We start from the raw sequence: 22,210 nt of genomic DNA on the forward strand, positions 1-22,210 counted from the left end.
GGCGGCGGTCACCTTGCCCCGGCCGTGGCGGCGCGATTGGTCGAGCGCCGCTCCAGCTCTCCGTACCAGGCGGTGAGGGCCTGGCCGAGGGGCCCGTCGACCGTGTCGGCCGCCCGCCACGCCTGCTCGCGCTTGCCGTCCTTCCACAGCCGGTAGCTGCGCAGCGTCTCGGCCATCGCGTCCCAGCCGGGGTGGCCGGTCACGTCACGGGCCTCGGCCTGGTCGAGCAGGCCGTCGAAGCCGTTCCAGGGTGTTCGCAGGTCGGGCATGATCTCGCTCGCCGGGAGCGAGGTGAGCGTGTCGGCCTGCTCGATGTGCTCGTCGTAGATGTGCAGCGAGCCGATGTGCAGGTGGAACTCGCCGAGTTCCGCGTCGAGCCATCCGGCGACCAGCTCGTGCAGCACGGTGTAGAAGAACACGTCGTACGGCATGCCGATCCATACGTCCTGGCCGCGCATCGTGGTCGCCATGTGCAGGCGGCCGGCGCGCAGGTGGAACCGGAATCCGAGGGTGCAGGGCACGTCCTTGTGCCCTGCGGCGTCCTGGGCCGGGTCGTAGAGCTGGATCAGGGCTCGCCGGGAGTCGGGGTCGGCCTGGAGGATTTCGACGACGCGGGAGAGCTGGTCGACCTTGCCGGCCCAGTTCCGCATCCTGGGGCCGTACGCCCCCAGGAGGACGCCTTCGTCGGCGAACTGCCGCAGCCGGTTGTTGTAGTCGAAGATCCACGGCGCGTCGGATCCGGACAGGTGCCAGACCGTCTCGGCGACGGCGAAGGCCGGATTCACGATGCGGGCGGGCGGGGCGTAGAGCAGGCGGGCACGCGGCTGGGTGAGCAGCAGGTGCACGTCGCGGACTTCGTGGGTGGCCATGCCCCGGGGGCTGATCTTCTCGCCGGACTTGGCCAGCGTGACGGCACCGGAGAACAGCTCGGCGATGCTGTCGGCCGTGAGGGATGTCATCGGGCGGATGCTCCTTCGTCCTTGGGCGACGCAGCGGCGCCCGGGTGGTGGTGGGTGGAGTCGTCGGCCTTCGGGCCGGAGGTGGCGCGGTCGGTGATGAGCCGGGCGACCCGAGCGGCGCTGTCTCCGCGCCACCGGCAGACCGCGTCCAGGGCCGCCCGCGGGATCGGCGTAGGGCCCCCGCGCACGCCGGAGAGCGCTTCGGCGACGTCACCAGTGGCCTCGCACCGGGTCGCCAGTCCGTGACCGGTCAGGCTCAAGGTGCGTTCGCCCGGCGGGCCGATTTCGAGGACCGGGATGCCGAGCAGCGCGGCTTCGATCCCGCACGTCGAGTACGCGCTCGCTACTGCGTCAGCACCAGCGAGGCAGCCTCGGGCTCCGACCCGGGGGTCGGCCACCGCGACGGGCGGCCCGCCGTCCCGCTTCACCAGAGCGGTGAAGGCGTCGGCGCCCTGTGCCGGGTGTGGAGCGATGACGAGCCCCCAGTCGCCGCCCGCCTCGGCAAGCCCGTCCAGGAGGAGGTCCGCGTGGGACTTGAGGTGACCGGGGTTGAAGGGCTGGCATGCCCACACCGCGATCCGGGTCGGCCCACGTCGGCCCCCCGAAGCGAGCAGCTTCTCCAGGTACCGCCGCTGTGCCTGGCGGCTCAGGCCGGCGAGGACGTCGAAGCGGGGCTGCCCGAGTACGTGCACCTCGGCCTCGGGGTGGCGCGCCCACCCTCGCCCCAGGGCGAGGTCCCGCTCGCCCATGACGATGATGTCGCGGCTGTGCAGGGCCGGCCAGGCGACCGATTCCTCCGTCCACGCCCCGTGCTGGACGTGCACCGAGTTCGCTCCGTGCCGCTCGGCGGCGTGCGCGGCCAGCACACCCAGGGGGCTGGTGTCGTTGCTCAGCAGGACGGTGTGCGGCCGAGTGGTCGACAGGATGTCGTCGAGCCAGCTCTCCGCCCGCACCACCGTCCGCCACGACGGCTGGGTGCAGCCGCCGCTGGTCTCCAAGAGCACGGACAAGAGCCTTACGAGACGGGCAAGTTGGACGCCGTGGCCTCCCACCTGGACGACGTGCTCGTCGTCGGGACGGTGGAGGCCCTCGGCGGTGCCGGAGACGGTGAAGAGGTCGCTCGGGGCCGAGCGCAGCTCGATACCCGTTGCCGATTCCGCGCTGCACCGCTCGGCGGCATCAGTGGCGAGATCGAGCAGGAGGCTCCTCTGCCCGCCGCGCGCCAGTTCGGCGAGAACCGGGGTCAGCGTGGCCTCGTGGCGGGAGGTCCACGACAGCGCCAGAACGTCCTGCCGTCCGAGGTCCGAGGGGAGCGGACTCGGCTCCGTGTTAGCCGTACTCGTCCGGGCGCGGTTCCGGAGCTGGGCGGAGCGGGCCGGGTTGTGCGGTGCCGCAGCACCGAGCACGTACGCGACGCCGGACCACGTCACGGTGTAGGCCAGGTACTCACGCGAGTTGCTCGAACGCAGTCCCACGAGTCCTTCGTACGGGGCCAGGGTCAGGGGCCCTGGGGCGGAGGCGAACGGTGCCCAGGAGTTCAGGGCCAGGAGCTTGCGCACGATCTCGGCGACGAAGCGTCGTACGGGGACGTGCTGGACGTGGAGCCAGTCGGCTCCGCCCGGGGTGACGGCCAGCTTGGCGCTGTAGCGGTCGACGGCCTCCATGACGTCTTCGACGCCGGAGCGCAGTAACTGCTTGTCGACGGTCGTCGCTTCCAGGTCCGTGGTGTGAATGTGGTCGGTCCGCGCGTGCGCCAGGGCGCCGGTTCCGACGAGAGTCCACGTCGGCTTCCCGGCGTTGGAGGAGCGGACCAGGCCGAGGCCACCAGTCGTGCGGGGGCTCACACCGTGCTCCCCTCGACGAGCTGCTTGGCGGGGAGGAGGCTCAGCAGTTCCCTGGGGGACGAGGCCCTCTCGGGGTCGGGAGCCGTCGGCTGCCCGTAGCCCCATCCAGCGTGTACATAGGGGACGCCGGCGCGTGCGGCCGACTCCTGGTCGACCGCCATGTCACCCACGTAGACGGCGGAGGCGGGGTCGACTCCCAGGTCGACCAGCGCCAGGAGGAGCGGGTCCGGGGCCGGCTTCGTCCGGCCCGCTCCGGCGGGCGTGCGAATGGTCGCGAAGGGACACCCGAGGCGCGCGAGGAGCGGGGCCGCCCGGTCGACGTGCTTGGACGTCACGACGCCCAGCCTCCAGTCGGCGGCCACGAAGGCGTGGAGCGTCTCGACGATGCCGGCGAACTCCTCCGCGAGGTGCGCGGTGGCCACGGACTCCGCCTCGTACGTCCTGCGGACAGCCTCGGCATCGGTCACGCCCAGTCGCTGCATGATGTCCCCGAACTCGCGACCCAGGTGGCGCTCGTAGTCACGGAAGGGGAGCACGACGCCATGGATCTCCTGGACCCTCTGCCACGCCTTCCGCATCACGGGACGCGTGTCGAGCAGGACGCCGTCGAGGTCGAGGAGAAGAGCGCGCGACCTGTGGTCGCTCGGCGCGGCCGGAGCCGGTGGCGATTCGTGAGTGGGAACGGTCATGATCATCCTCTCGTCAGGGGTGGCTGTTGCGCCTCAGAGGGCCGAGGCCGGTTCGAGTTCCAACTCGGGGTACCGGGCCGGGCCAATCAGGCCGCGTCCGGCGGGTCGTCAGTCGAAGGCGAGACCGATCCGTTCGGCGCGGCCGGCAGGCACGAGAGCCGGTGAAAGCGCGAGAGGTTGAAGCCACGCCCCTGAACCTCACCGGCGGGCACGGCGAAGAGATCGATGCCCTCTTCGCTGGGCGCCGACGGGGCGGCCTCCCGGATAGCGAGGAGCGCTTCGCCCTGCTCGCGGTGCGGCAGGAGGCGCGGCGCACGATCGGTGTGTCCTTCGAAAGTCATGGTCAGCCCTCGGTCAGGTGTATTTGAAGGTGAAGGCGAGCGCGACGCTCACGGTGGCGATCAGGGCGATCTGAGCGCTGATCTGCCGCCAGCCCCAGCCCTTCCTGTCCATCCAGAGCAGTGGACGCCTTCAAGTCGGCGCGACGGGCTCCTCGGAGATCACGAGGTGGAGAAACGCCCGGCAGTGCTCGCCCAGATGTTTGATCACGGCGTGGTACTCGTCGTCATCGGAGCTGATGTTGTGCCGGTCGAGGACCATCACGCCGTCGGCCAAGCCCTCTCGGAGCTGCCGCTCGGCTTCCCGCCAACCAGGTCGATCCCAAGGCGGCGTGTAGACGCCCTGGCTCGCACTGGACGCCGGGAAGTACGTCGTGGTCACCGGGACAGCCACATCGTGGAGCCGGGCGGCGATCGCGTAACCGAGCTGGTCGGCCTCAGCCTGCAGCGTCCCCCAGTCCTCGTCAGGTCGGGTTCTCGGACTCGGTACCAAGCTGTACGCCAGCACGCGCAGCGGCTGATCGTCCTGCGTGTCAACGACCTGTCGGTAGAAGTGCTGGCGGATACCTCGGAGTTGGCCAGCTCGGGACTGGCGCTTCACCGGGAGAAGTGCGGGGCCCTCTCGGGTGTCGTTGCCAGCAATCGGCGACCCACCGCCCGTGTGCTTCTCACGCCCCCGGTCGCAGGCAACGAGGCTCAACACGTTGGGCCCGTGCTTGACTGCGTCGTGCGGCGACATGGGGGTGCCTCCGTGAGAGTGGGGATGACCGCGTACGTAGTTCGGCCGCCGTCCGCGACGCCCCACCGAAGCGACAGGCAGGCGACGAGGTGCAGCCCTCGACCACCGAGGCTGGCGGCACTTGCATGTCGTCGCCTCGCCGGTGCGGTGCTGTCGTCGGTGACTCGGATTCGAAGCTCGTGGTCGTCGTGTCGCAGTTGCAGTCGGACATCCCCGGAACCGTGGATGATCGCGTTGGATACCAACTCCGAGACGACGAGCTGGGCGTCCTCTGCCGGCGTCTCCGGCAACGACCACTGCCTCAGGACGGTGGCCGTGGTTCGTCGCGCTTGAGCGACGTGCATATCCACCGGCTCCATGGCCATCTCGAAGACGTGCGAGGCCATCGGACACCGAGCGGTCGCGGCGCCGACGACGTGGGCGCCACCGTCGTCGCCCCCAGGTCGGGGCGGCGTTGCTGTCCGGTGCGTGGTCATGCGCACATCGCACCGTGGCTGCGCGATCCGGAACAGGGGAAACCGGAGGGGGGAAATCTTTGTCAAGGGGGGAAAATCAGGGGGGAGTTGAAGGGAGTATTGGCCTTCTCCCACGGATAGGGGTCAGACTCATGGCAGTGGATCCATTTGCCGAGCTGCTCCGTCACCTGCGGCGTAACGCGAATCGGACGCAGGACGAACAGGCCGGTGCGATCAACGCCGCTTCCGGCCGGGCAACGATGACCCGCCGAGAGGTCAATCGGTACGAGAACGGTGTCAACGTGCCGACGGACCACACCCTGGGGAACATCGCTTTGGCCTGCGGCGTCCCGCTGGAGCCGCTGCTGCGCGAGGCGAAAGCCGCCCGTGCTAGGCGGCGAGAGAAGAACAAGGCCGAGGCGGAGGACCTGGACGACGTGAAACGCCGAACGCTGCTGGGAGGCGCAGTCATCGGTGCGGCTGCGGCTGCCGAGCCGTGGGGCCGGCTGGCCTATGCACTCAGCAAGGGTTCCAAGATCGACTCTGAGTCAGCGGGGGTGCTTATTGACCATGCGGCCCGGTTGCACGTGGACGAGCTGAACGAGAGCGCGCTCAGCCTGCAGTCTCGGGTCGAGGCACACTTGGACGCGATCACCGCAGCCCTTCCCCGCGCCGGAACCCACGAGCGAGCGCTGACCATCGCGGCGGGAGAGACCGCAGCTCTTGCCGGATGGGTTGCCTGGGACCTCGGCGAGCACGACAAGGCCATCTCCTATTACGGAGTGACCTCGGAGTGCGCGAAGAAGGCTGGGCACCCCCCTCTGCGCGCTCTGGCTCTGGGCTACGCGAGTTACGGTGCCCCCAGCCCTGCGAAGGCGCTGGAGATGCTCTCGCAGGCAGCTCAGGACGTACGCGGACGTGGCAATGCAACCGCCGCAGCGTGGGCCCTGGGCCGGTACGCGGAGGAGGCCGCTCAGTCGGGCGATGACGCCGCCGCCCTTCGTGCTCTCGACCAGGCCAGGTTCGCCTATGACTTCGCCGACCATACGAGCGAGCAGGCGTGGGTCCGCTTCGTGACGCCGTACCGGATGGACTCCTTGACCCTCTCGGTCTACGGCGAACTCAAGCGTCAGGAGCTGACGGCCACGGCCGACTCCGCAGTCGAGCGCCTCGGCGGTGGACTACCCGAGTCAGGTGTGGTCGTCCTGGGTGACCTGGCGTCCGCCCTTCTGCGCGGCGGCGACGTAGATCGCGGGGCCTACGTCGCGCACCAGTTCGCCGCAGCGGCGGAGTCGAAGCCCAACACCATGGGCCGGCAGCGGGCCCAGGCCATCGCTGCCGGGCTCCCCGACACCGAGCATGATCTGGCCAGCCACCTGCTGACGTTCGCGACGCTGTGAAGCGTCCCAGCACACACTCGGTGAGAGCGAGGCGCTGCAGTGGTGACCTCTACTGCGGGCGCGTCTCGTCGACGACCCAGGACAGGTACGCCTCCGAGCCTCCGGTCACGGGCAGCGTGACCCACTGGGGGACGTCGTACGGGTGCCTCTCGTGCAGCCATGCCTCTAGCGCGGGGAGGCGATCCGACGACGTCATGTAGGAGATCCGCCACTCCTGAGCCGCTTCGACCTTCCCCTGCCACCAGTAGAAGGCGGTGATGGGCGCATCGATGTGAACGCCCGCCGCCAGCTTGCTCTCGACAGCACCTCTGGCGAGGGTCCTCGCCAGTTCCTCGTCGTCACTGGTCGTCTGCGCGATCACGATCTCGGGGTCCATACGGCTACCTCTCCAGCTCGGATACCGCGACCCTATCCCTGTGTTCGACGCAAGCTGGCGGGTGGTAGCCGACGGGAGACCGCGCAAACGCACTGTTTACTTCTGAAGCACCCGCGACCCGCGAAAGGAGCGCCTCCTTGACATCACTGTGAAGGCGCAGCAGGTCGGCCTTGACCACTCGGTGCGCGTTGCCGCCCTGCCCTTCCTGCACTCCTCGCCACTGGCCTGGAACGCGACCGCGCCGCCGTCGACGCCGCCTTCACCCTGCCCCACCACAACGGCCGCACCGCACACCAACTGCAAGATCAAACTGCTCAAGCGTCAACGGTACGGCCGCGCCGGCCACTCCCTCCTGCGCCGACTCATCCTGCTCAACTGACTGCCATCCGCAGCGATCAACGCCTACGAAAATCTTGGAAGACCCGCTTCTTGCACAGACCCATCAGCCTCGCCCAGCGAAGCATCGAAGGCCACTGAACGACGTTCGGGGGCGAGGTATCAGAATCCTCGCGCTGCAAGGACCGCGTTCCAGGTGACGAACTGATCACCCGTTGAAACAGACCTGGCATATGATCAGTGACCGTGCGCCCGGAAGAAGGACCGCTCTGGCGGTGAGAGACTTCCACACCCCCCCCCCCCACTGCGCTGTTTGACCATCCATGAACGACTAAGCACAGTCGACTCTTAGCCAGCCCAGGAGACGGTGTTCGGTGGAAGCCTTCGGCCAATTGAGTGAGCAGGACCGATCCCAGGCAATCCAGGTACTGCGTCGGCGACTCGTTCCGCGGGATCTGCGGGCGGTGATCGAGGATCTCGAGAGCAAAGGGAGATCTCGCTCCAGGAAGTCGGTGGAGGGGATCATCGCGGCGGTCGAGCACGAATCCGGAAGGGCACGGTCAAAACTTCCCGAGGGGGAGCTTGCCGAGTTCCTGGTCGATAGGTCGGGCTTCGGTCTTCTCGAGTCCAGGGCGCTACGGGAACGGCTTGCGCTTTCCGCATCGGAGGACGAGCTGGAGACGCTGCACGACTACCGAGGTGCCGAACGCAGCCGTGGTGGGAGCAGAGCCAGAGCCAAGAAGATCGCGGAGCGCACGTGGAAGCCCGGTAAGAGCTGGCCTCGCCACTTCGCACGAGTCCTCGACATCCCGCCTGCCTTTGCCGGCCTGCCGGGAAGTACACGGGAGCCGGACACGCTGGAAGTTGCCCCCTTCGTACCTCTCCGAGACCTGGAGGACTTCCAACAGGACCTCAAGGAGCAGGTGATCGAGATGCTCTCCGGGGCACCGGGCGCCAACCGTGGTGTTCTGACCCTGCCCACAGGAGCTGGCAAGACCAGGACCGCGGTGGAGAGCCTCGTTGAGTGGCGCATCTCCCAGCCACGCCGTCAGGCCGTTCTCTGGATCGCCCAGAGCGAGGAGCTGTGCGAGCAGGCGGTCCAGGCGTTCCGTGAGGTATGGACCGACTTGGGGCACCGCAATGACCAGGTACGGCACACGATGGAGATTGCCCGACTGTGGGGAAGCGGCGCCTCGGTACCGAGCGACCCCGACATCGTGGTGGCCAGCATCCAGAAGCTTGACGCGGTCCTTCGAGGCACCAATGACGACACGCAACAGGAACTCGAGTTGCTGCGCGAGAACCTGGGTGCGGTGGTTGTGGACGAGGCGCACCGAATGCTGGCCCCCAGCTACAACAGGGTCTTGCGCTTCCTGGGGATCGAACTAGGACAAAAAGCCCCGGTTCCCGTCATCGGGCTGACAGCCACGCCCTTTCGGAGGGTCGACGCCGAGACTCGCCAGCTGGCGGAGAGGTTTCACAGCAAGCTTCTCAGCTCCCGCTCCTTGGGGGGCGACATCGTGTCCGAGCTCCGTCGGCGAGACGTCCTGTCACGGCCTGAGCACAAGGTGCTCTCCTATGCCGGTCCTGGGTTCCGGATGGACGACGTCGAAAGCCACCGTGCGCACTTCGAGCAGTTCAAGGACTTCCACCCTGACTTCCTCCGTAAGATCGGTGAATCGGACGCGAGGAACCGTGCTCTGCTCGAGCAACTGCTCGAACTACCGCCGGACTGCCCGACGCTGTTCTTCGGCTGCACCGTGGAACACTCCATAGCAATGGCGGTTCTGCTGCGACGCGCTGGCCGGGCCGCGGAGGTCGTCACCTCCAATACGCGCAGTGCGACGCGGCGCGCGCTCATCGAACAGTTCCGCGACGAGCGCCTGTCCGTTCTCTGCAACTACGGCGTCCTCACGACCGGCTTCGACGCTCCGGCGGTACGAGCCCTGGTAGTCGGTCGTCCCACCACCAGCCCGGTCCTGTACGAGCAGATGATCGGTCGGGGCATGCGCGGACCGCGATTCGGTGGAACGAAGAGCTGCCTGGTCGTGGACATCGAGGACAACATCCGTTTCAGCGGACAGCTCGCGTACGAGCGGTACTCCGGCTACTGGTCGAGCAACCAGAGCCGCACGTAGTCCGACGCCACACCGCTTCTGCGTCGGCTGTCCGCCAGCCCACGCAGAAGCGGTCGGTGATCGACCGAACCGCTCAGCAGGTCAGGGTAGGTTCTCAGCGAGAAGAAGGCGGTCCAACCCCTGGTTGCGGTGCTCACACGAGGTCTCCGACGCCAGGAGACACGAGTAGCAGGCGACTCCCTCCGCCCCCACCGACGGCGCCTCCTGGCACAACGGGTCGTTCGAACAGCTCTCAACGTCTCCTAGAGCGTGCAAAAGAACGTGCTCGAACCGGTTAACGAGGGCGACCAGCCCTCCGAGGGTGCCGTCTCCTCCGGGTTGGACCGTGTAGAGGAGGAGTCCACTGCCCGTGACCCTGCCGTCCTGCACGCTGAGATAGACGCGCTCACGGATCGCTGCGGACGAGTACCCGGAGTCCACCGAGAGCGACCTGAGGAGACGGTGGGAGAGGGTATGCCACCAGACGTGTGCGGGGTGGAGTGACGGGTCACCGTCCGGATCAATCCTGAACCGATCGTTCCACTGGTCGGCCCGGCTGCCCGCAAGGGTGAGTGAGTCGCCGGCAAGATCGATGAAGACGCCCTCGCCGAAGAGCTCGATGCCCGGGTACCAGGTGGTGCCGTTCCAGTCGAAAGCGGTGGACATCTTCTGGGCCTTCTGCGGGTCCAGCCGCTGGTAACCGGTCTGGACCATGACCATGCGGAGACGGCTGACAGGTGCGACGCGCAGCCTGTGCCGGCGGACGGGTCCCTGCACGAGGCGCACATCGTCCTGGCGAACCTCGAACAACGGAGGAGAGCCGGGATGCGGATGGGGAACTGCCGGAACGCCAGAGGTCGCCGCCTGGCGAAGGCGGTCGAGTTCGTCGTCACGCAGTGACGACGAACCTGTGTTACCAGACCCCAGTAGTTCGTCGAACGCCTTGCTGATCTCGGACCAGTTCGTCTGCTTCAGGTACTCGATCGCACCCCGGGCAAGCCCGACCTGCTCGGCCTCTTCCATAAGAGCGACCTGGTCCAGGAGACCGCGGCGATGGAGTGCACCGACTGCTCCCAGAAGGGACGGGTCGTTCAGGACGTCGTGAAGCCGGGTCGGCATATCCATGATCGTCAGTGCGCTCTGGAGCAGGTTGAGCCGTAGGTTGGCAGCTCCTCGCTGGACGATGCGCGCCTTCTGAACGCACCGCGCGTTTGCGGGCACCGGGCGCCCCCCGTGCTCCACGATGCGGCCGCTACAGCGCCAGGACTTCGCGTACGCCTGGCCGAAGTTCGCGGTCGCGTGGCAACGGGGGCACTCGATGCGGACCAGTCGGAGGGCGCGGCCACCTCCGTGCCAGAGGTAGTGCTTCGTGCCACAGCCTGCCCCCTCGTGTACGAGTCCGTGCCAATGAACCTCGTCCAGGTGACCGTTCTCGCATGCCTGCACGAAGCGGATCGCCTCGCGCCCCGCCTTCTCCCGACGCTGCGGAGCCGACACCGATGGGCACTCCGGGCATCCGTTTCCCGTCTCGTACAGAACCTGGTGTGGTCGGTGCTGTGTGCACAGGGACCAGAACGGAAAAGCGTGTGTGGGGTAGATCGTTCTGTCCGAGGGAAGTCCCAGTTCGGCGTTGGTTGGCACACGAGCGATCCGTGCACCGTCCAGCTCGAGTCGTGAGAGCCGTTTGTCTACGATCTCGAAGTCCTGGGGGTTACGGCCAATCTTGTTGAAAAGCGTGTCCACCGACTTGAGTACGACCGGCCCGGATCCTGTCTCGAGAATGCTTCCAGGGCCGAGGGTGATGACGAACTGGGAGGGGCGGACCTCCTGGTAGGGACGGCTCACGGTTTATCCCCTTCCTTCGATCGTGGTGGTGGCCTCCACCTCTCGTAGAGAGTTTGGCGCGTTTTCATAAGCCTCATCCATGTTCGCGACAAGATGCGCGAGATCGCCTAGGACGACCGGGCGAGAGGCCGGACGTGTGACCGTCGACTCGTGGTACAGCAAGACATCACCGACACGGTCTGCGACCTCCCGCCAATGCTCCAACTCCGAGCGAGCATGGTTCTCCGTCTCCGATGACGGTGGACGACGGAGCGACGGCTGCTGGGCAGCACGTTGCTCGAGGATGCCGGGGAGCAGGTCCACCTCGGGGTCCGTGTGGGCGTCGCTCATCTCGTGGGCACGGCAGAACCAGCCCCCGTTACTGAGCCGCTGTTGGATCCGCCACCGCTCGTCGACCGCCACGGAACCCGTCACGGTCGGAATCCTCGCCGCCTGGCGGAGGACACTGACCATCACCGGGCCAAGGGCCCTGTCCCTCGCCCGGGGCGCGAAGGGGTTGACGGTGACAGGCTCAACGTGGCGGTAGAGCGTGGTGTGGTAGCCGGTGAAGTACTCGTAGTGGCTGAGGTCCCGCGGGCGCGAGGCCCGGTAGAAGGTGACGACGAGCCCGCCGACACCGCGGCCCACACGGCCGGTGGCCTGGATGTAGGAGGACGTGGTCTTCGGCTGCCCGTGTACGACCATGAGTCCGAGTCTGTCCACGTCGACACCGGTACCGAACATGGAGGTGGCGACGACCGCGTTCGCTGGTTCCCGGCCGGGCTCCAGTCGGACTCCCAGCTCCTCGAGCATGCCCGGGAGCCGCAGGGAGCTGGTGCGGCTGGACAACTCCATCGGTTCCTGCTCGTCCAGAGTGCGAGGTGCCGTGGCGACGCTCCCGAGACGTTGGGGGATGTCCTGACGGGCCAGTGCCACGGCTCCCGCTAGTTCGCGGATAGCGTTGAAGTAGCCCACCAGCGTCCAGAACGGGTCCAACTCCGCTTGTACGACGCCAGCCTCGAGTCGGTCGCGGGGTGTCTGGAGTAGACGCGACCACATCCGGACGATGGGTGTCTGTGCTCCTCGTCCGGGGGCGACCACCCCGACGTACAGACGACCCGCCTCCTGCGCGTCGAGCGGGTGCGAGGAACCGGTCGAGGAGAAGAACGTCTCCTCGGCACGGAGGCCCTGAGGAGGGAAAACCTGCAGGCTCCGGTCGAACAGCGAACGGACCTGCTCCTCCGCCCTCCGGACGGTCGCGGTGGAGGCGACGTACTTCGGCCTGACAGTGTTCTCGCCGTCATGCACCGTGGAGAGGAGGTCGATGCCAGCCTCGTAGAGACCGACCATGCTGCCCAGAGGGCCTTCGATGAGATGCAGTTCGTCCTGCAACACGAGGTCGGGTGGGCGGAATCCACGGACGGGAACGTCGCTCCCAGACGTCACCTCCTCACGGGCGTTTCGTGGGAGTGTCGCCGGCCCTGCCGGAGGTGCCCAGCCCCGGTAGTAGCCCAAGTGTTCGTTGAGCCTGTCGACGTTGCCGAACAACGCACCGGCTCTCGGTTCGAACGCCAGGCGGGCGAACTTGTCCACCGTCGCCACGACCATCGACGGGCACCTGGCATAGACCTGGTCGTCCACTGTCCACGCCGGGACAGGGCAGTGCGTCGAAGAGCCGTCACCCCGGTCGAAGGCCGGCGGCACAGGCCAGGCACCGACCTCGGTCGCCTCGGACCAGGCCAGGTCGGAGTTGAGCTGGCACTTCGGGTTCGGACAGAAGATCTCGAACTCGACGGGCTTCTCTCTTCGTTGCCTGCCCCACTCAACTGTCCGCACGAAGTACCCTGGCCGGCTAGCGCGGGCGGAGACAAGCCAGGACCTGGAACCGAGCAGGCGACGTGCATGCCCGTTAAACCATTTGTCGACGCTCTGGTCGGACACGTCCGCAGTGACACTGAACCGAACGGAAACGGTCGCGTACGACGGGTCCGGATGACGGGTGACCGTGATCGCGGTCACGTCGAACGGCTCTTCCGACAGCTGCGGCGCCGCGTCCGGGCCCAGAGCTGGATCCGGGTCGCCCACCACGAAGTGCAGCACACCCGTGTCGCCCTCGCGCAGGCCCTCCGGGGGGATCGCCAGTGTCGACCTACAGGCCGGACAGTTCAGGATCTGCGCCGGGTCACCTTCGCCTTCTTCCCCCTCCAGGATCGAGATGGCTCCGTGGGCCGTGATGATCCTGTTGTTCGCGTCACGGTATTCGAGGTCCTGCAGGTTGTTCGGGGTCACGTTGCCGCCGACCCACAGTCCGACCGAGAACCTGGTGGAGCCCCACGGCGCGTCACCGAGATCCTCCCACCCGGACGGCCGCCAGCCACGCTGTCCGGGCGACCCGCTGACCCTGAGGAGCTCGCACGCCGTCACCATCGCGAGCGCCCTCCTGTACTGCTGAATCGTGAGGAGCCGAAGTGTGTACCGGGAAAGGACGGTCACTCCTGCTCCTCCCCCGGGCTCCTGCCCTCGCTGGGCACGAAGCCGCCGAAGCGCGAGGGTGAACGCAGCGAGTCCGAGGTAAGCCTCGGTCTTGCCTCCACCGGTCGGGAACCAGAGCAGGTCACACACGTCCCGGTCCTCGTGGGCGTCGTCGACGATTCCCCGAAGGTTGACCAGCTGGAACGCGAGTTGGAACGGCCACCAGCGGTTGACCCTCCCCTTGGTCCACTGCGACTGGACGGCAATCGCCTGGTTGGCGAAGCAGAACGCGAGTAGGGCGTCGCGGTCCCCTGCCAACAGCTCGATCCCGTCGCGGATCCGATCCAGCGCGCGTCGGCACCCGGAGAGGTGTCGTTGGGCCGGCGTACCTGGCGCATGGCCTTCAACGCTGCGGGCCTGACCCTCGATCCAGCGTTCGTAGGCGTCCGCGAGCGGCTCCAGCCTCAGGCGGAGTACGGCACCATCCGTGATCTGGGCCAGTTCCACCGGGTCCAGCTCAGGTGGTTCTCCCGCGTCGGCCGGCCAGCCCTTGTCCGGAGCGTTGACGGGAACCACAGGAACGAACTCGGACCGGACGTCGGCCGGTTCGAACTCGGCCACCGTCCCGTCGTCGAACAGGTGACGCCCGTCGGACCACCTGAACGGGGGCCTGGTTCCTTCCAACCCTCCCGGATGCGGGCGCTCCGGGTCGACCCGGCGCCAGACGGCAGAGCAGAGGTGCCCCCGGGCGAGGACGGGACGGTCCTCGTAGAGCAGCGCCAGGCTCTCGTCCTCCTCGTCCTGCGCCAAGTGCTGGTGTTCCAGTGGAACCAGCTCGGCTCTGTCCCCGCAACGCAGACGTACCTGTGGCTGGAACACGTGGTCCGACGGGGAGAGGCGGTCTGATTCCACAGCGCTCTGGTTGACCATGAACACCGAGATCTTCCATACGCCGCCGGAGTCCCTTCGGCTACGGACCCTCGCCACGATCCCCGGATCCGCGGGGTCGCTCAGCGTGTTGTCGACGGAACAGTCCACGTCGCGCCAGATAGCACCTTGTGGCTCCCGGCTCCATTCCCCGTTGGCCTCCTTGCGGTACCTGGCCCACGTACAGCAGATGTCGAGGCGTGGCCTGTCAGGGGCGCTGACCGCCAGGGACAGGCCAATCGACGACGGCCTGGCGCGAGGGTCGAGTGCCAGCGACGGAAGGCCCGCGGCGGCGGGCTGATGTCCTGACACGGACTCGCCTGGATCAAGGTCGTCATCACCGCCCGACACCTCGTCGCCGACAAGCTCTTGGTCCGAGTCGACCTCGACCGAAGGAGATGAGAACGGAGCGAGGACACCGACGATGTACTCGTCAAGCGGGTCCTCGTCGCCCCCCAGTCTCTCGATCGGCCCTCCCCGGGGGCCAAGGATCTCAGCTACGAGATCCTCGACAAGGTGGTCTCGCTCACTCATCGGGGTGCTCCTTCTCGCTTCGTTCCTCGTGGGTAAACCCAAGCACGAACGCGGCTGCACCGAGTTCGTCCGGCTGCTCGGTCTGGTCCGCAAGCGGCAACGTGCATCCGAGGAGAGAAGCCGTCACGGCCTGCCGCTGGGCCTGCCAGCTGGTGAACGCCTCGTTCACGGAGGTGCTCAGGTCGTTCGAGCTGAACAGCGTCCGAAGATCGCGTCCTGCCAAGACACCCCCTGACGATCAACTGGGGACAACGTATGTCACCTTGACGGTCGTGTGGCAGGCCCACGTCCAGGCAACGCAGTGTACGTCCGCAACTCCACTTGGTTCAGGCCCCGTTCTTCCGTCTACATCGACGAGCTCCGAAGGCCGACAGGCTCCCTCGCAGAGGCAGGCCGACAACGCGGCATAGCCGTGCCCTCCGGTTGTTTGTCCGACTGTTGACGTTGGGGAGGATGGGGAGGCGAATGAGCGACCTGAAACTTGTTCTGGCTGGATGCCGATGGCCGGGCCGTCGAGCCGCGCGGCTCGACGGTGGCTCTGGAGGTGGAGCTTCAGCACCGTATCGAGGCCAGCATGGAAGCCTGCTCGGCATCCGCTTCCTCGCCTCCGAGTATCCGATGGGGCCTTGGCACCTGGGTGCGCGCGATGGGCTCGGGCAGTTCATGAGAACGCGGTAAAGGCCCCAACCACCCGCAATCACCGGGGCGCTTCGGCAACAGCGTCGCCGCTCCCCTTGCCGCTGCCCTCGCTCCCGAACGCGAGAATAAAGAGGACGGCGACCGTGACGGCGACTACTCCCATCTCTGAGGCGGTCTCCTCCGTATGCAGCCCGAACTCATGTGAACCCCCTGAGCGAATCGTCACTACGGCGTCACCGATCACTCTGGGCCCCATGCAAATCGTCTCGCAGAGTTACGAGTAGTCCTCCTTCTGCTACCGGCCCGAGTTTTCGCACAGCACAGACCGCGGACCCGGGTACCCCCTCCCCGCGTCGCGGTTGGTGTCGTGTAGAGGTCCCCGCCAGGAGACGGGGACCTCTACACCACCCGGCACCTACTGGTGGAGGCGGTGCAACTCGGCACGTTCGGCCGTCAGCTGCGCGATGAGCTCGATGTCGGTCTCGGCAACCTGCCGCCCCAGCTGTGCCGAGACGGCACGGTGCATGGCGAGGGCGTCCTGGTCCCCGTGCGCGATGAGCAACACGGACCACAGGGGTTCGTCGTCCGGCGTCTTCTGTCCGACCATCACCAGCAGGTCGACCCGGTCTTCGTAAGAGAGGCTCTTGAGTCCGCGGGCTCCGGTTTTGTGCTGCAGCGTCGACCAGGTACGCATCTCTCCGGCCCCGGCCGCCTTCTTCAGCCCGCCTCGGACGGACTGGACGAGCGCCTGGAGCTGTGCCGTCCGCGCCAGATTCTCTTTCCGTGCCGTTTTCTGGCCGAGGCTGACCCGGTACTCGTAAGCCGCACGTTGCATCGCTTCGCGCGCAGCCCGATCGGCCTCGGCTTTCTTCCGCTTCTTGGTCTCAAGCCTCTCTTTCTCAACGCGCTGAATCTCGCGCTGGATCGCGACGACCCTTGCCTTGTCGTCATTCGCTGCGTCCTCGTCGCGGACGAGGTCCCACGCCTGCCGGACCAGCCCCCCGGGATCCCGGCCGGCGTCGACGCTCTCCTGGAGCTGGTCGATGACGATCCTGCGCTGCCGCGCCCGCATGTCCAGCCACCGCTGGCCGCGGGCGTGCGCGGCCCGCAACGCCGCGAGCTCGTCGGCATCGAGTTCTTGATACGCGATGACATTCTCCAGGCTGAGCATCGCGACCTTCACGTGCGCCGGCGACTCTTCGTAGAGGGCGCTGTCGAGTCGGCGCACGGTCGACGGGCGGATCTCCCGAGGAGCTGGCACCTCGGCGGCGGACGCCACTGGCGCGGCGACCGGTTGCCGCTCCAGGGCCGGCCTCTCCGCAGCGGCTGGGGCCGCAGACACCGACGAGGGCGTGACAGCGGGCGGTTCGTCGACCGTGTTAATGCCGTCCGCCGAGACACTGAGGTTGGCCAGGTCGAACCATCGGGTGTGCACACCGGCTCTTTCGACGCCGGCGACGACGTAGCGGCGCCCTCGGTCGGAGCGACCCGCCATCCGGATCCGGTACACGTACCCGCGCCGGGCAAGCACGTCCTCGCTGATCGGGCAGCCGGGTCCCAGGATGTGTTCCCACGCCTCCTCGTCGTCCCATGCCGGAGCCCGGCCGGTGTCGAGGTGGACGACCAGTAGCCGCCCGTCGGTGAGGCGCGCGGTGACGGCGGACCCGAGAGGGTCGGGGAGGGTGAGGTCGGCCTCGATATTCTGCTCGCGCAGCCACCGGGCGATGTCCGCCTTGATGAAGAGGTGGTCGGCGTCCTCCTTGCCGCGGAGCCGTCGGGTGCAGGGCAGGCTGGAGTCGGAGGAACCGTGCGGGTCCGGCACATGCATGAAGTGGCAGATCTTGTCTGTGCAAAGCCGCGTTGTGAGGCGGCGGCCGCATCCACCCGGTAGGTTGCTGCCGCACCACCAGGTGTTTCCTTCGTGCTCCAGACGGAAGGCCAACAGCTCTTCCGGGTCCTCCGGGCAGATCACCGGCTCGTCGGACTCCGGACTGCCGAGGACAGCCGTCTGGATAAGGCGTGTGTCCATCCTGCTCCCGGGTGTTCCAAATGCTCCGTTCGACTGGTACCACGCCATTGTGCGCCTCGGCACTGACAGTTGGGGTCGAACAGCGGCTATACGAGTCCCTGGCCAGGGCAGCCGGTCTCCGTTCTTTGTCCACAGAAACGGTGTGCCGCCGCATGCATCATGACGCAGAGCACCAAGGGCGCAACCGCCCGACCCCGCAGCACCACAAGCTGCGCCGGTCCGCCGATCTCCCGATCCGGGTACCGCTGATCGACGGCGAGACGACACTCCCCTTCCTCGCCCGGACCGCGACGGCCAACGGCCAACGGCCAGCACCCGACCCGCCTCCTCAAAGCACTCCACCCCGGCCGCCTCCCGCTCCAGCGTGGCGGAGCCAGAGCAAGCTCTCTCATCAACCCGATGCACTCAGCGGCATCGTCTGCCCCTTCGTGCCAGAGACTTTCCGCGCTGTCTGAGGGAATTTCTAGGGACTTTTCACCGCCTAATGCGGCAAGCTCCTGAAAGTCCGGAAAGGGCCTCCGACGCAGGTCGGAGGCCCTTTCCGATCTAAAGTCGCCGGTGGCGACGCGCGAGTCGGGCTGTACGCCGGGTTCTGTCTCCCGACCAAGGACAAGGGCACCAGCCAATCTTGGCTGATCAGGTCGCGCGATTCACTGCTTGAGCTTCCAGCCATGCCTCTACCTCCGACCAGCGGTAGCGCAAATAGCGGCCAACCTTGTGGGCTCGCGGACCCTGGTGTCGGTGATTCCATATGTAGACCGTATTCAGAGGTACGCCCAAGAAGTCGGCCAGCTCCTCCGCGCCCATCAAGGGACAACGGTCCCCCGCGCCACTAGCGGCCTCTTCCGCGCGGGCAGTGGTTCGACGCATGGGCACTCCAGAACGGTTCGAAGCGGGCAGGAAAAACCACGTGAGCGGTACTCCGCCGTGGTGGTAGACGGAACGTTTGCATTAAATTCCGGCCGGACCAAACAGAGGGCCTTTCGACGAAACGCCTACGACTCTTGCGAACTCTCGAAGGACACCGGCGAATGCTCGCTGAGGGTTCGACGAGCCCTCGTCGAACCCTCAGCGAGCATTCGCCTAGGTGAAATCTTCCCTACCACTCCGCCCCCTTTGTCGCGAAGAGCCCAAGAATACATTTGACATCTCCAGCTCGCCTGGATCAACATCCAATTCACTCAGGGTGCGATGAACGGACAGACGATCTCGCCGTCGGCGATGGCCCTGATTAAAGAGAGTCCACAAATAGACTCAAAGGGCCGTTAGAAACTAGGAGTTGAGTCGATGCCGTACGACCGCTGGCACAAGTCGCGACCGAAAGACGAGGAGTCGACCTGTAAGGAACACGGCAAAGTTCCGACGCGGGATCATGGGACGGGGAAGCGGTGGCAGGCCCGATGGCGCAACCGGGAAGATGTCCAGCAGACGGAGCTGTTCCGCACCGAGGTCGAAGCCCGCAGGCACGAGACCAAGATGCGGTCCGGAGTGGACGACGGCTCGTACATCAACCCTCGTGCCGGAGAGGTCAGGGTCGGTGAACTCGCCCTTACGTGGCTCAAGGGGCACGAACACAAGAATCCACGGACTTATCGACGCCACAAGGAGCGGATCCTCCTGCACGTCGTTCCTACCTCAGTTGGGAAGATGCGCGTAAAGGACGTGAACGCCTCATCTTTGCTGGACTGGCTGCACGACCGTCGCAGGCTGCTCGAGAGTTCCACACTGCGCCTGGTCTTCGACAATCTTCGGGCTGTCTTTGACCTGGCCGTGGACGACAGCCTGATACACAAAAATCCGTGCCTCGCCAAATCGGTGCAGGACGCCAAGCCGAAGCGAGGAGGTGGCGGCCGGGCAGAGCTGACCCTGACATGGGAGGACACCGAGAAGATCCGTGCCGAACTTCCCGACCGCTATAAAGCACTCGTCGACTGTGGTCGCGGCCTGGGTCTTCGGCAAGGAGAGATATTCGGCCTGTCACCAGAAGATATCGACTGGGCACATCCGGACGGTGCCATGGTGCACGTGCAACGGCAAGTAGTCCACGACGGCTCGTTCCTCGTATACGCCCTCCCCAAGGGCGGAGACGACGAGGACCCGAAGGACCGGTGGGTCGAGCTGACCGACGACGTGGCCATCCCCCTGCGCGAGCACATGCAGAAGTACCCGCCGGTCGAGGTGACCCGACCGTGGGGCAGCAAAGGCGGCGACCCGGTCACGGTGCGGCTGATCTTCTACACCCGGGAGAAGACCGCCATTCAGTCGAATTGGTTCAACTCCTACCGCTGGAAGCCCGCCCTGGCGTCGGCCGGCCTCATCAAGCCCCTTGAGCCCGACGCGAAGGGACGACGCTGGGAGAAGTCCCGCGACGTGATGATGCACGCGCTCCGACACCTGTACGCGTCGATGATGATCAACGGCGGGGTAGACGTGTACACGCTTGCAGACCGACTCGGACACGCCGATCCCGCGTTCACTCTGCGTAAATACGTGCACCGGGTCGTGGGAGCCGGTTCCAAGGTCCGCATCGCGGTCCGGAGCGCCTACACCAGGGCCGCGTGAGTCCTCCTCCGTTCGGCTTGTGCAACAACCGTGCAAGATGATCTTCGAGAGGTGTCATTTACGCAGGTCAGAAGCTTTGTCCATGAGTTCCGCGACATCTGATCGACGAAGACCGCCGCTCCCTCCACGACCGGGTGAACCACTGGTTCGGAAGGGGCGGCGGTATCCGTGGGACCTCTCCGGGACTTCGCGCCCGAGCGGGGGCTGCCGCGAGCCACGGTCCGGCCCCGGTGCGTCCGGTCGGACAACCCTTACTGCGCTCACTGACCGCCTACGACCACTGACCTCTCGGGACGGATCGTCCAGGGCGGGGAACCCGGCCGACTGGTGGAGCGCCACCGCCGTGTCGTTCGTGGACGGTTGTCGACGAACAGGTGCCGCTTGATACCGCGCTGACCTTCTTGCCGCCGTCGTAACCGTGCAGGCCGCCACGTTCACCGGCCCGGACGCTCCGGCCGTCCACGACGGCGGCACTGGGAGTGGGAGTGGGATCCCGGCCGAGCTGCACCCGCTCGCGTTCACGCAGCGACGTCAGCATCTGCTCCCACACGCCGTCCCGCTACCAGGGACTTGCCCGCCGAAGGGCTTTTCAGATGCCCTCCGCCTCGTGCCCGAGGAGCAGTTCGGCGCGATGATCGCCCGCCTGGAGACGGTCGGGGTGACGTACTGCGCCGACCCGGACGGCCACAACATGGAAACCATGACGCGGCCCTACACACGCCCCCGACCGGCCGCCCATCGACCTGGCCGCCCACCGAGCCCTGCTGGTGGGCGTCCAACCGGACAACCGGGCAACCAGGCAACCGGGCAACCGGGCAACCGCGAGGAAAAGCCGTACAAGTCGCCCCTTGCGCGACAAGAGCTCGAACATGCACCAAAAATGTATACACATCAAATCTTTCGGGAATTTGCAGAATCCGAAACACATCAGCCATTAGATCGCCGCAAGTGACGTGGAAAGCGAGTATCGTTCTTCAGGAAAATCCTGAAGAAAAAATTGATCATTTCTATTGACCATGATCATGACCAGATGTAACTTGACACGACTTTCATTTAACCGACCTGGATGCGGGATGCACAGAACACTCTTCTTCAGGCTCGTCGCCTTCATCTTGGTCGGCGGCTCGATCGCCGCATGCACATCCCCTTCGGACGGAGACAGCTGGCAGGACGATCTCGCACCGGTGCCGGCGACCACCACCGTCGGCGGCTCGAACAGCGCGTGCCGGCTGCCCGTCACATTCGACATCGCCGAATCCTGGGTTCCCGAAACGGTGGATGCGGATGAACGGGGCGGCACACCCGGTCAGGGAACCGTCTCCCTGGCCTGCGAAATCGACGCCAAGCCCGCCGGCCACGCCGGATTCCTGCGCGTATGGGCCAGCGAGGACACGAAGCTCGATTCCCGTGAGGTTCTCAACGGCTACATGGCGGAAGAGACAGGCGTGGAGGAGCCCACGTACCGCGAGACGAAGGCCGGTCCGTTCCCGGCCACCGAGGTCACCTACCTCAAGCCCGGTGCTGCTGAGGCGGAGACGAAACGGGAGCGCGCCCTGGCCGTGGAGCTTCCGCAGGGTTCCGTCGTTCTCCAGCTCGGCGGTCTCGACACCCGGGAACACGAGAACATGCTTCCCGCATACGTTCTCGCCCGGAACACGATGCGGGATTCCATCACTTCCGCTCAACCCGTTCCGTAACCGGACAACCCCGCACCCCTCAGCGCCTTAATCCGCGCGCTGCCCGCCCCAATCGCCGGATTCCATCGGCCGAGGTTCAAGCCGACCTCCCGTCCAGGTTTCTCGGCGTGCCCAAATACCTCCCCTCCCTTCGCTTTCCATTCTTCCGGGATACCTCAACCCGGCACCTCATGCTGCCCAAAAACAGCAGGTGCGGGCGCGATTCCGGAACACCCGGCATCTCTCATGATGCCGGTCAGCCGATAGAAAGGTTCTGCTCGGCATGAAGCCGAT

At 66.5% G+C, this 22,210-nt stretch carries 16 protein-coding genes and 2 pseudogenes; 6 read left to right on the top strand and 12 right to left on the bottom strand.

The genetic code is table 11. From position 1 onward, the window contains the following. Positions 1–8: 8 nt before the first annotated feature. The 6 genes from ACFWVE_RS09430 to ACFWVE_RS09455 all read right to left on the bottom strand — a co-directional run bounded on the left by ACFWVE_RS09430 (position 9) and on the right by ACFWVE_RS09455 (position 5,045). Positions 9–959, bottom strand: coding sequence for a thymidylate synthase (locus tag ACFWVE_RS09430; RefSeq protein WP_384009856.1), 951 nt, complete (start codon positions 957–959; stop codon positions 9–11). Further along, positions 956–2,803, bottom strand: coding sequence for a hypothetical protein (locus ACFWVE_RS09435; RefSeq protein ID WP_384009858.1), 1,848 nt, complete (start codon positions 2,801–2,803; stop codon positions 956–958). Before ACFWVE_RS09435 ends, ACFWVE_RS09430 begins: the two co-directional genes overlap by 4 nt. Beyond that, positions 2,800–3,492, bottom strand: coding sequence for an HAD family hydrolase (locus ACFWVE_RS09440; protein ID WP_384009860.1), 693 nt, complete (start codon positions 3,490–3,492; stop codon positions 2,800–2,802). Before ACFWVE_RS09440 ends, ACFWVE_RS09435 begins: the two co-directional genes overlap by 4 nt. 86 nt (positions 3,493–3,578) lie before the next feature. Next, the gene (locus ACFWVE_RS09445; protein WP_384009862.1) at positions 3,579–3,833 is read right to left on the bottom strand and encodes a hypothetical protein; all 255 of its coding nucleotides are present in this window, start codon (positions 3,831–3,833) and stop codon (positions 3,579–3,581) included. 130 nt (positions 3,834–3,963) lie between these two features. Beyond that, positions 3,964–4,569 carry a hypothetical protein gene (locus tag ACFWVE_RS09450; protein WP_384009866.1) on the bottom strand — a complete coding sequence of 202 codons (606 nt, stop codon included), beginning with the start codon at positions 4,567–4,569 and terminating at the stop codon, positions 3,964–3,966. Beyond that, complete coding sequence (locus ACFWVE_RS09455) at positions 4,527–5,045, bottom strand: ATP-binding protein (protein ID WP_384009868.1); 519 nt, start codon at positions 5,043–5,045, stop codon at positions 4,527–4,529. Before ACFWVE_RS09455 ends, ACFWVE_RS09450 begins: the two co-directional genes overlap by 43 nt. Before the next feature lie 131 nt (positions 5,046–5,176). On the opposite strand from ACFWVE_RS09455, the gene ACFWVE_RS09460 reads away from it, so the two are divergent. Further along, complete coding sequence (locus ACFWVE_RS09460; protein WP_384009870.1) at positions 5,177–6,424, top strand: helix-turn-helix domain-containing protein; 1,248 nt, start codon at positions 5,177–5,179, stop codon at positions 6,422–6,424. 49 nt (positions 6,425–6,473) lie between these two features. Here ACFWVE_RS09460 and cutA read toward each other — a convergent pair whose 3' ends face one another. Continuing rightward, on the bottom strand, positions 6,474–6,800 hold the full coding sequence (cutA, locus tag ACFWVE_RS09465) for a divalent-cation tolerance protein CutA (protein ID WP_384009873.1): 327 nt from the start codon (positions 6,798–6,800) through the stop codon (positions 6,474–6,476). Between the two features lie 181 nt (positions 6,801–6,981). Here cutA and ACFWVE_RS09470 point away from each other — a divergent pair. Beyond that, positions 6,982–7,179: pseudogene (locus ACFWVE_RS09470) on the top strand (ISL3 family transposase); the annotation flags it as partial. Positions 7,180–7,510: 331 nt separating this feature from the next. Continuing rightward, positions 7,511–9,274, top strand: a complete 1,764-nt coding sequence (locus ACFWVE_RS09475) for a DEAD/DEAH box helicase (RefSeq protein ID WP_384009876.1) — start codon at positions 7,511–7,513, stop codon at positions 9,272–9,274. An 81-nt stretch (positions 9,275–9,355) separates the two neighbouring features. On the opposite strand, the gene drmB is transcribed toward ACFWVE_RS09475, so the two are convergent. The 5 genes from drmB to ACFWVE_RS09500 all read right to left on the bottom strand — a co-directional run bounded on the left by drmB (position 9,356) and on the right by ACFWVE_RS09500 (position 18,548). Then, complete coding sequence (gene drmB, locus ACFWVE_RS09480) at positions 9,356–11,098, bottom strand: DrmB family protein (RefSeq protein WP_384009879.1); 1,743 nt, start codon at positions 11,096–11,098, stop codon at positions 9,356–9,358. A 3-nt stretch (positions 11,099–11,101) separates the two neighbouring features. Beyond that, the gene (gene drmA, locus ACFWVE_RS09485) at positions 11,102–15,010 is read right to left on the bottom strand and encodes a DISARM system helicase DrmA (RefSeq protein WP_384009881.1); all 3,909 of its coding nucleotides are present in this window, start codon (positions 15,008–15,010) and stop codon (positions 11,102–11,104) included. Next, positions 15,003–15,233, bottom strand: coding sequence for a hypothetical protein (locus ACFWVE_RS09490; protein ID WP_384009883.1), 231 nt, complete (start codon positions 15,231–15,233; stop codon positions 15,003–15,005). The genes drmA and ACFWVE_RS09490 overlap by 8 nt, the downstream gene beginning before the upstream one ends. 831 nt (positions 15,234–16,064) lie before the next feature. Next, the gene (locus tag ACFWVE_RS09495; RefSeq protein WP_384009886.1) at positions 16,065–17,678 is read right to left on the bottom strand and encodes a hypothetical protein; all 1,614 of its coding nucleotides are present in this window, start codon (positions 17,676–17,678) and stop codon (positions 16,065–16,067) included. Positions 17,679–18,314: 636 nt separating this feature from the next. Further along, positions 18,315–18,548 carry a helix-turn-helix transcriptional regulator gene (locus ACFWVE_RS09500; protein ID WP_384009889.1) on the bottom strand — a complete coding sequence of 78 codons (234 nt, stop codon included), beginning with the start codon at positions 18,546–18,548 and terminating at the stop codon, positions 18,315–18,317. A 417-nt stretch (positions 18,549–18,965) separates the two neighbouring features. Here ACFWVE_RS09500 and ACFWVE_RS09505 point away from each other — a divergent pair, with 417 nt between their 5' ends. The 3 genes and pseudogenes from ACFWVE_RS09505 (at position 18,966) to ACFWVE_RS09515 (ending at position 21,937) form a co-directional block, all read left to right on the top strand. Next, entirely contained in the window at positions 18,966–20,240 is a 1,275-nt protein-coding gene (locus ACFWVE_RS09505) for a tyrosine-type recombinase/integrase (RefSeq protein WP_384009891.1), read from the top strand. 604 nt (positions 20,241–20,844) lie between these two features. After that, positions 20,845–20,964: pseudogene (locus ACFWVE_RS09510) on the top strand (VOC family protein); the annotation flags it as partial. Between the two features lie 292 nt (positions 20,965–21,256). After that, positions 21,257–21,937, top strand: coding sequence for a lipoprotein (locus ACFWVE_RS09515; RefSeq protein ID WP_384009894.1), 681 nt, complete (start codon positions 21,257–21,259; stop codon positions 21,935–21,937). The last annotated feature ends 273 nt before the right edge of the window (positions 21,938–22,210 follow it).

The sequence above is a fragment of the Streptomyces sp. NPDC058632 genome (genome assembly GCF_042717095.1).
Classification (GTDB): Bacteria; Actinomycetota; Actinomycetes; order Streptomycetales; family Streptomycetaceae; genus Streptomyces.

What these genes read in the sequence shown, in the direction of transcription:
- ACFWVE_RS09430 (WP_384009856.1), bottom strand. Translation starts at nt 959, where the DNA reads ATGACATCCCTCACGGCCGACAGCATCGCCGAGCTGTTCTCCGGTGCC.
- ACFWVE_RS09440 (WP_384009860.1), bottom strand. Translation starts at nt 3,492, where the DNA reads ATGACCGTTCCCACTCACGAATCGCCACCGGCTCCGGCCGCGCCGAGC.
- ACFWVE_RS09445 (WP_384009862.1), bottom strand. Translation starts at nt 3,833, where the DNA reads ATGACTTTCGAAGGACACACCGATCGTGCGCCGCGCCTCCTGCCGCAC.
- ACFWVE_RS09450 (WP_384009866.1), bottom strand. Translation starts at nt 4,569, where the DNA reads ATGTCGCCGCACGACGCAGTCAAGCACGGGCCCAACGTGTTGAGCCTC.
- ACFWVE_RS09455 (WP_384009868.1), bottom strand. Translation starts at nt 5,045, where the DNA reads ATGACCACGCACCGGACAGCAACGCCGCCCCGACCTGGGGGCGACGAC.
- ACFWVE_RS09460 (WP_384009870.1), top strand. Translation starts at nt 5,177, where the DNA reads ATGGCAGTGGATCCATTTGCCGAGCTGCTCCGTCACCTGCGGCGTAAC.
- cutA (WP_384009873.1), bottom strand. Translation starts at nt 6,800, where the DNA reads ATGGACCCCGAGATCGTGATCGCGCAGACGACCAGTGACGACGAGGAA.
- drmA (WP_384009881.1), bottom strand. Translation starts at nt 15,010, where the DNA reads ATGAGTGAGCGAGACCACCTTGTCGAGGATCTCGTAGCTGAGATCCTT.
- ACFWVE_RS09495 (WP_384009886.1), bottom strand. Translation starts at nt 17,678, where the DNA reads ATGGACACACGCCTTATCCAGACGGCTGTCCTCGGCAGTCCGGAGTCC.
- ACFWVE_RS09500 (WP_384009889.1), bottom strand. Translation starts at nt 18,548, where the DNA reads ATGCGTCGAACCACTGCCCGCGCGGAAGAGGCCGCTAGTGGCGCGGGG.
- ACFWVE_RS09505 (WP_384009891.1), top strand. Translation starts at nt 18,966, where the DNA reads ATGCCGTACGACCGCTGGCACAAGTCGCGACCGAAAGACGAGGAGTCG.
- ACFWVE_RS09515 (WP_384009894.1), top strand. Translation starts at nt 21,257, where the DNA reads ATGATCATGACCAGATGTAACTTGACACGACTTTCATTTAACCGACCT.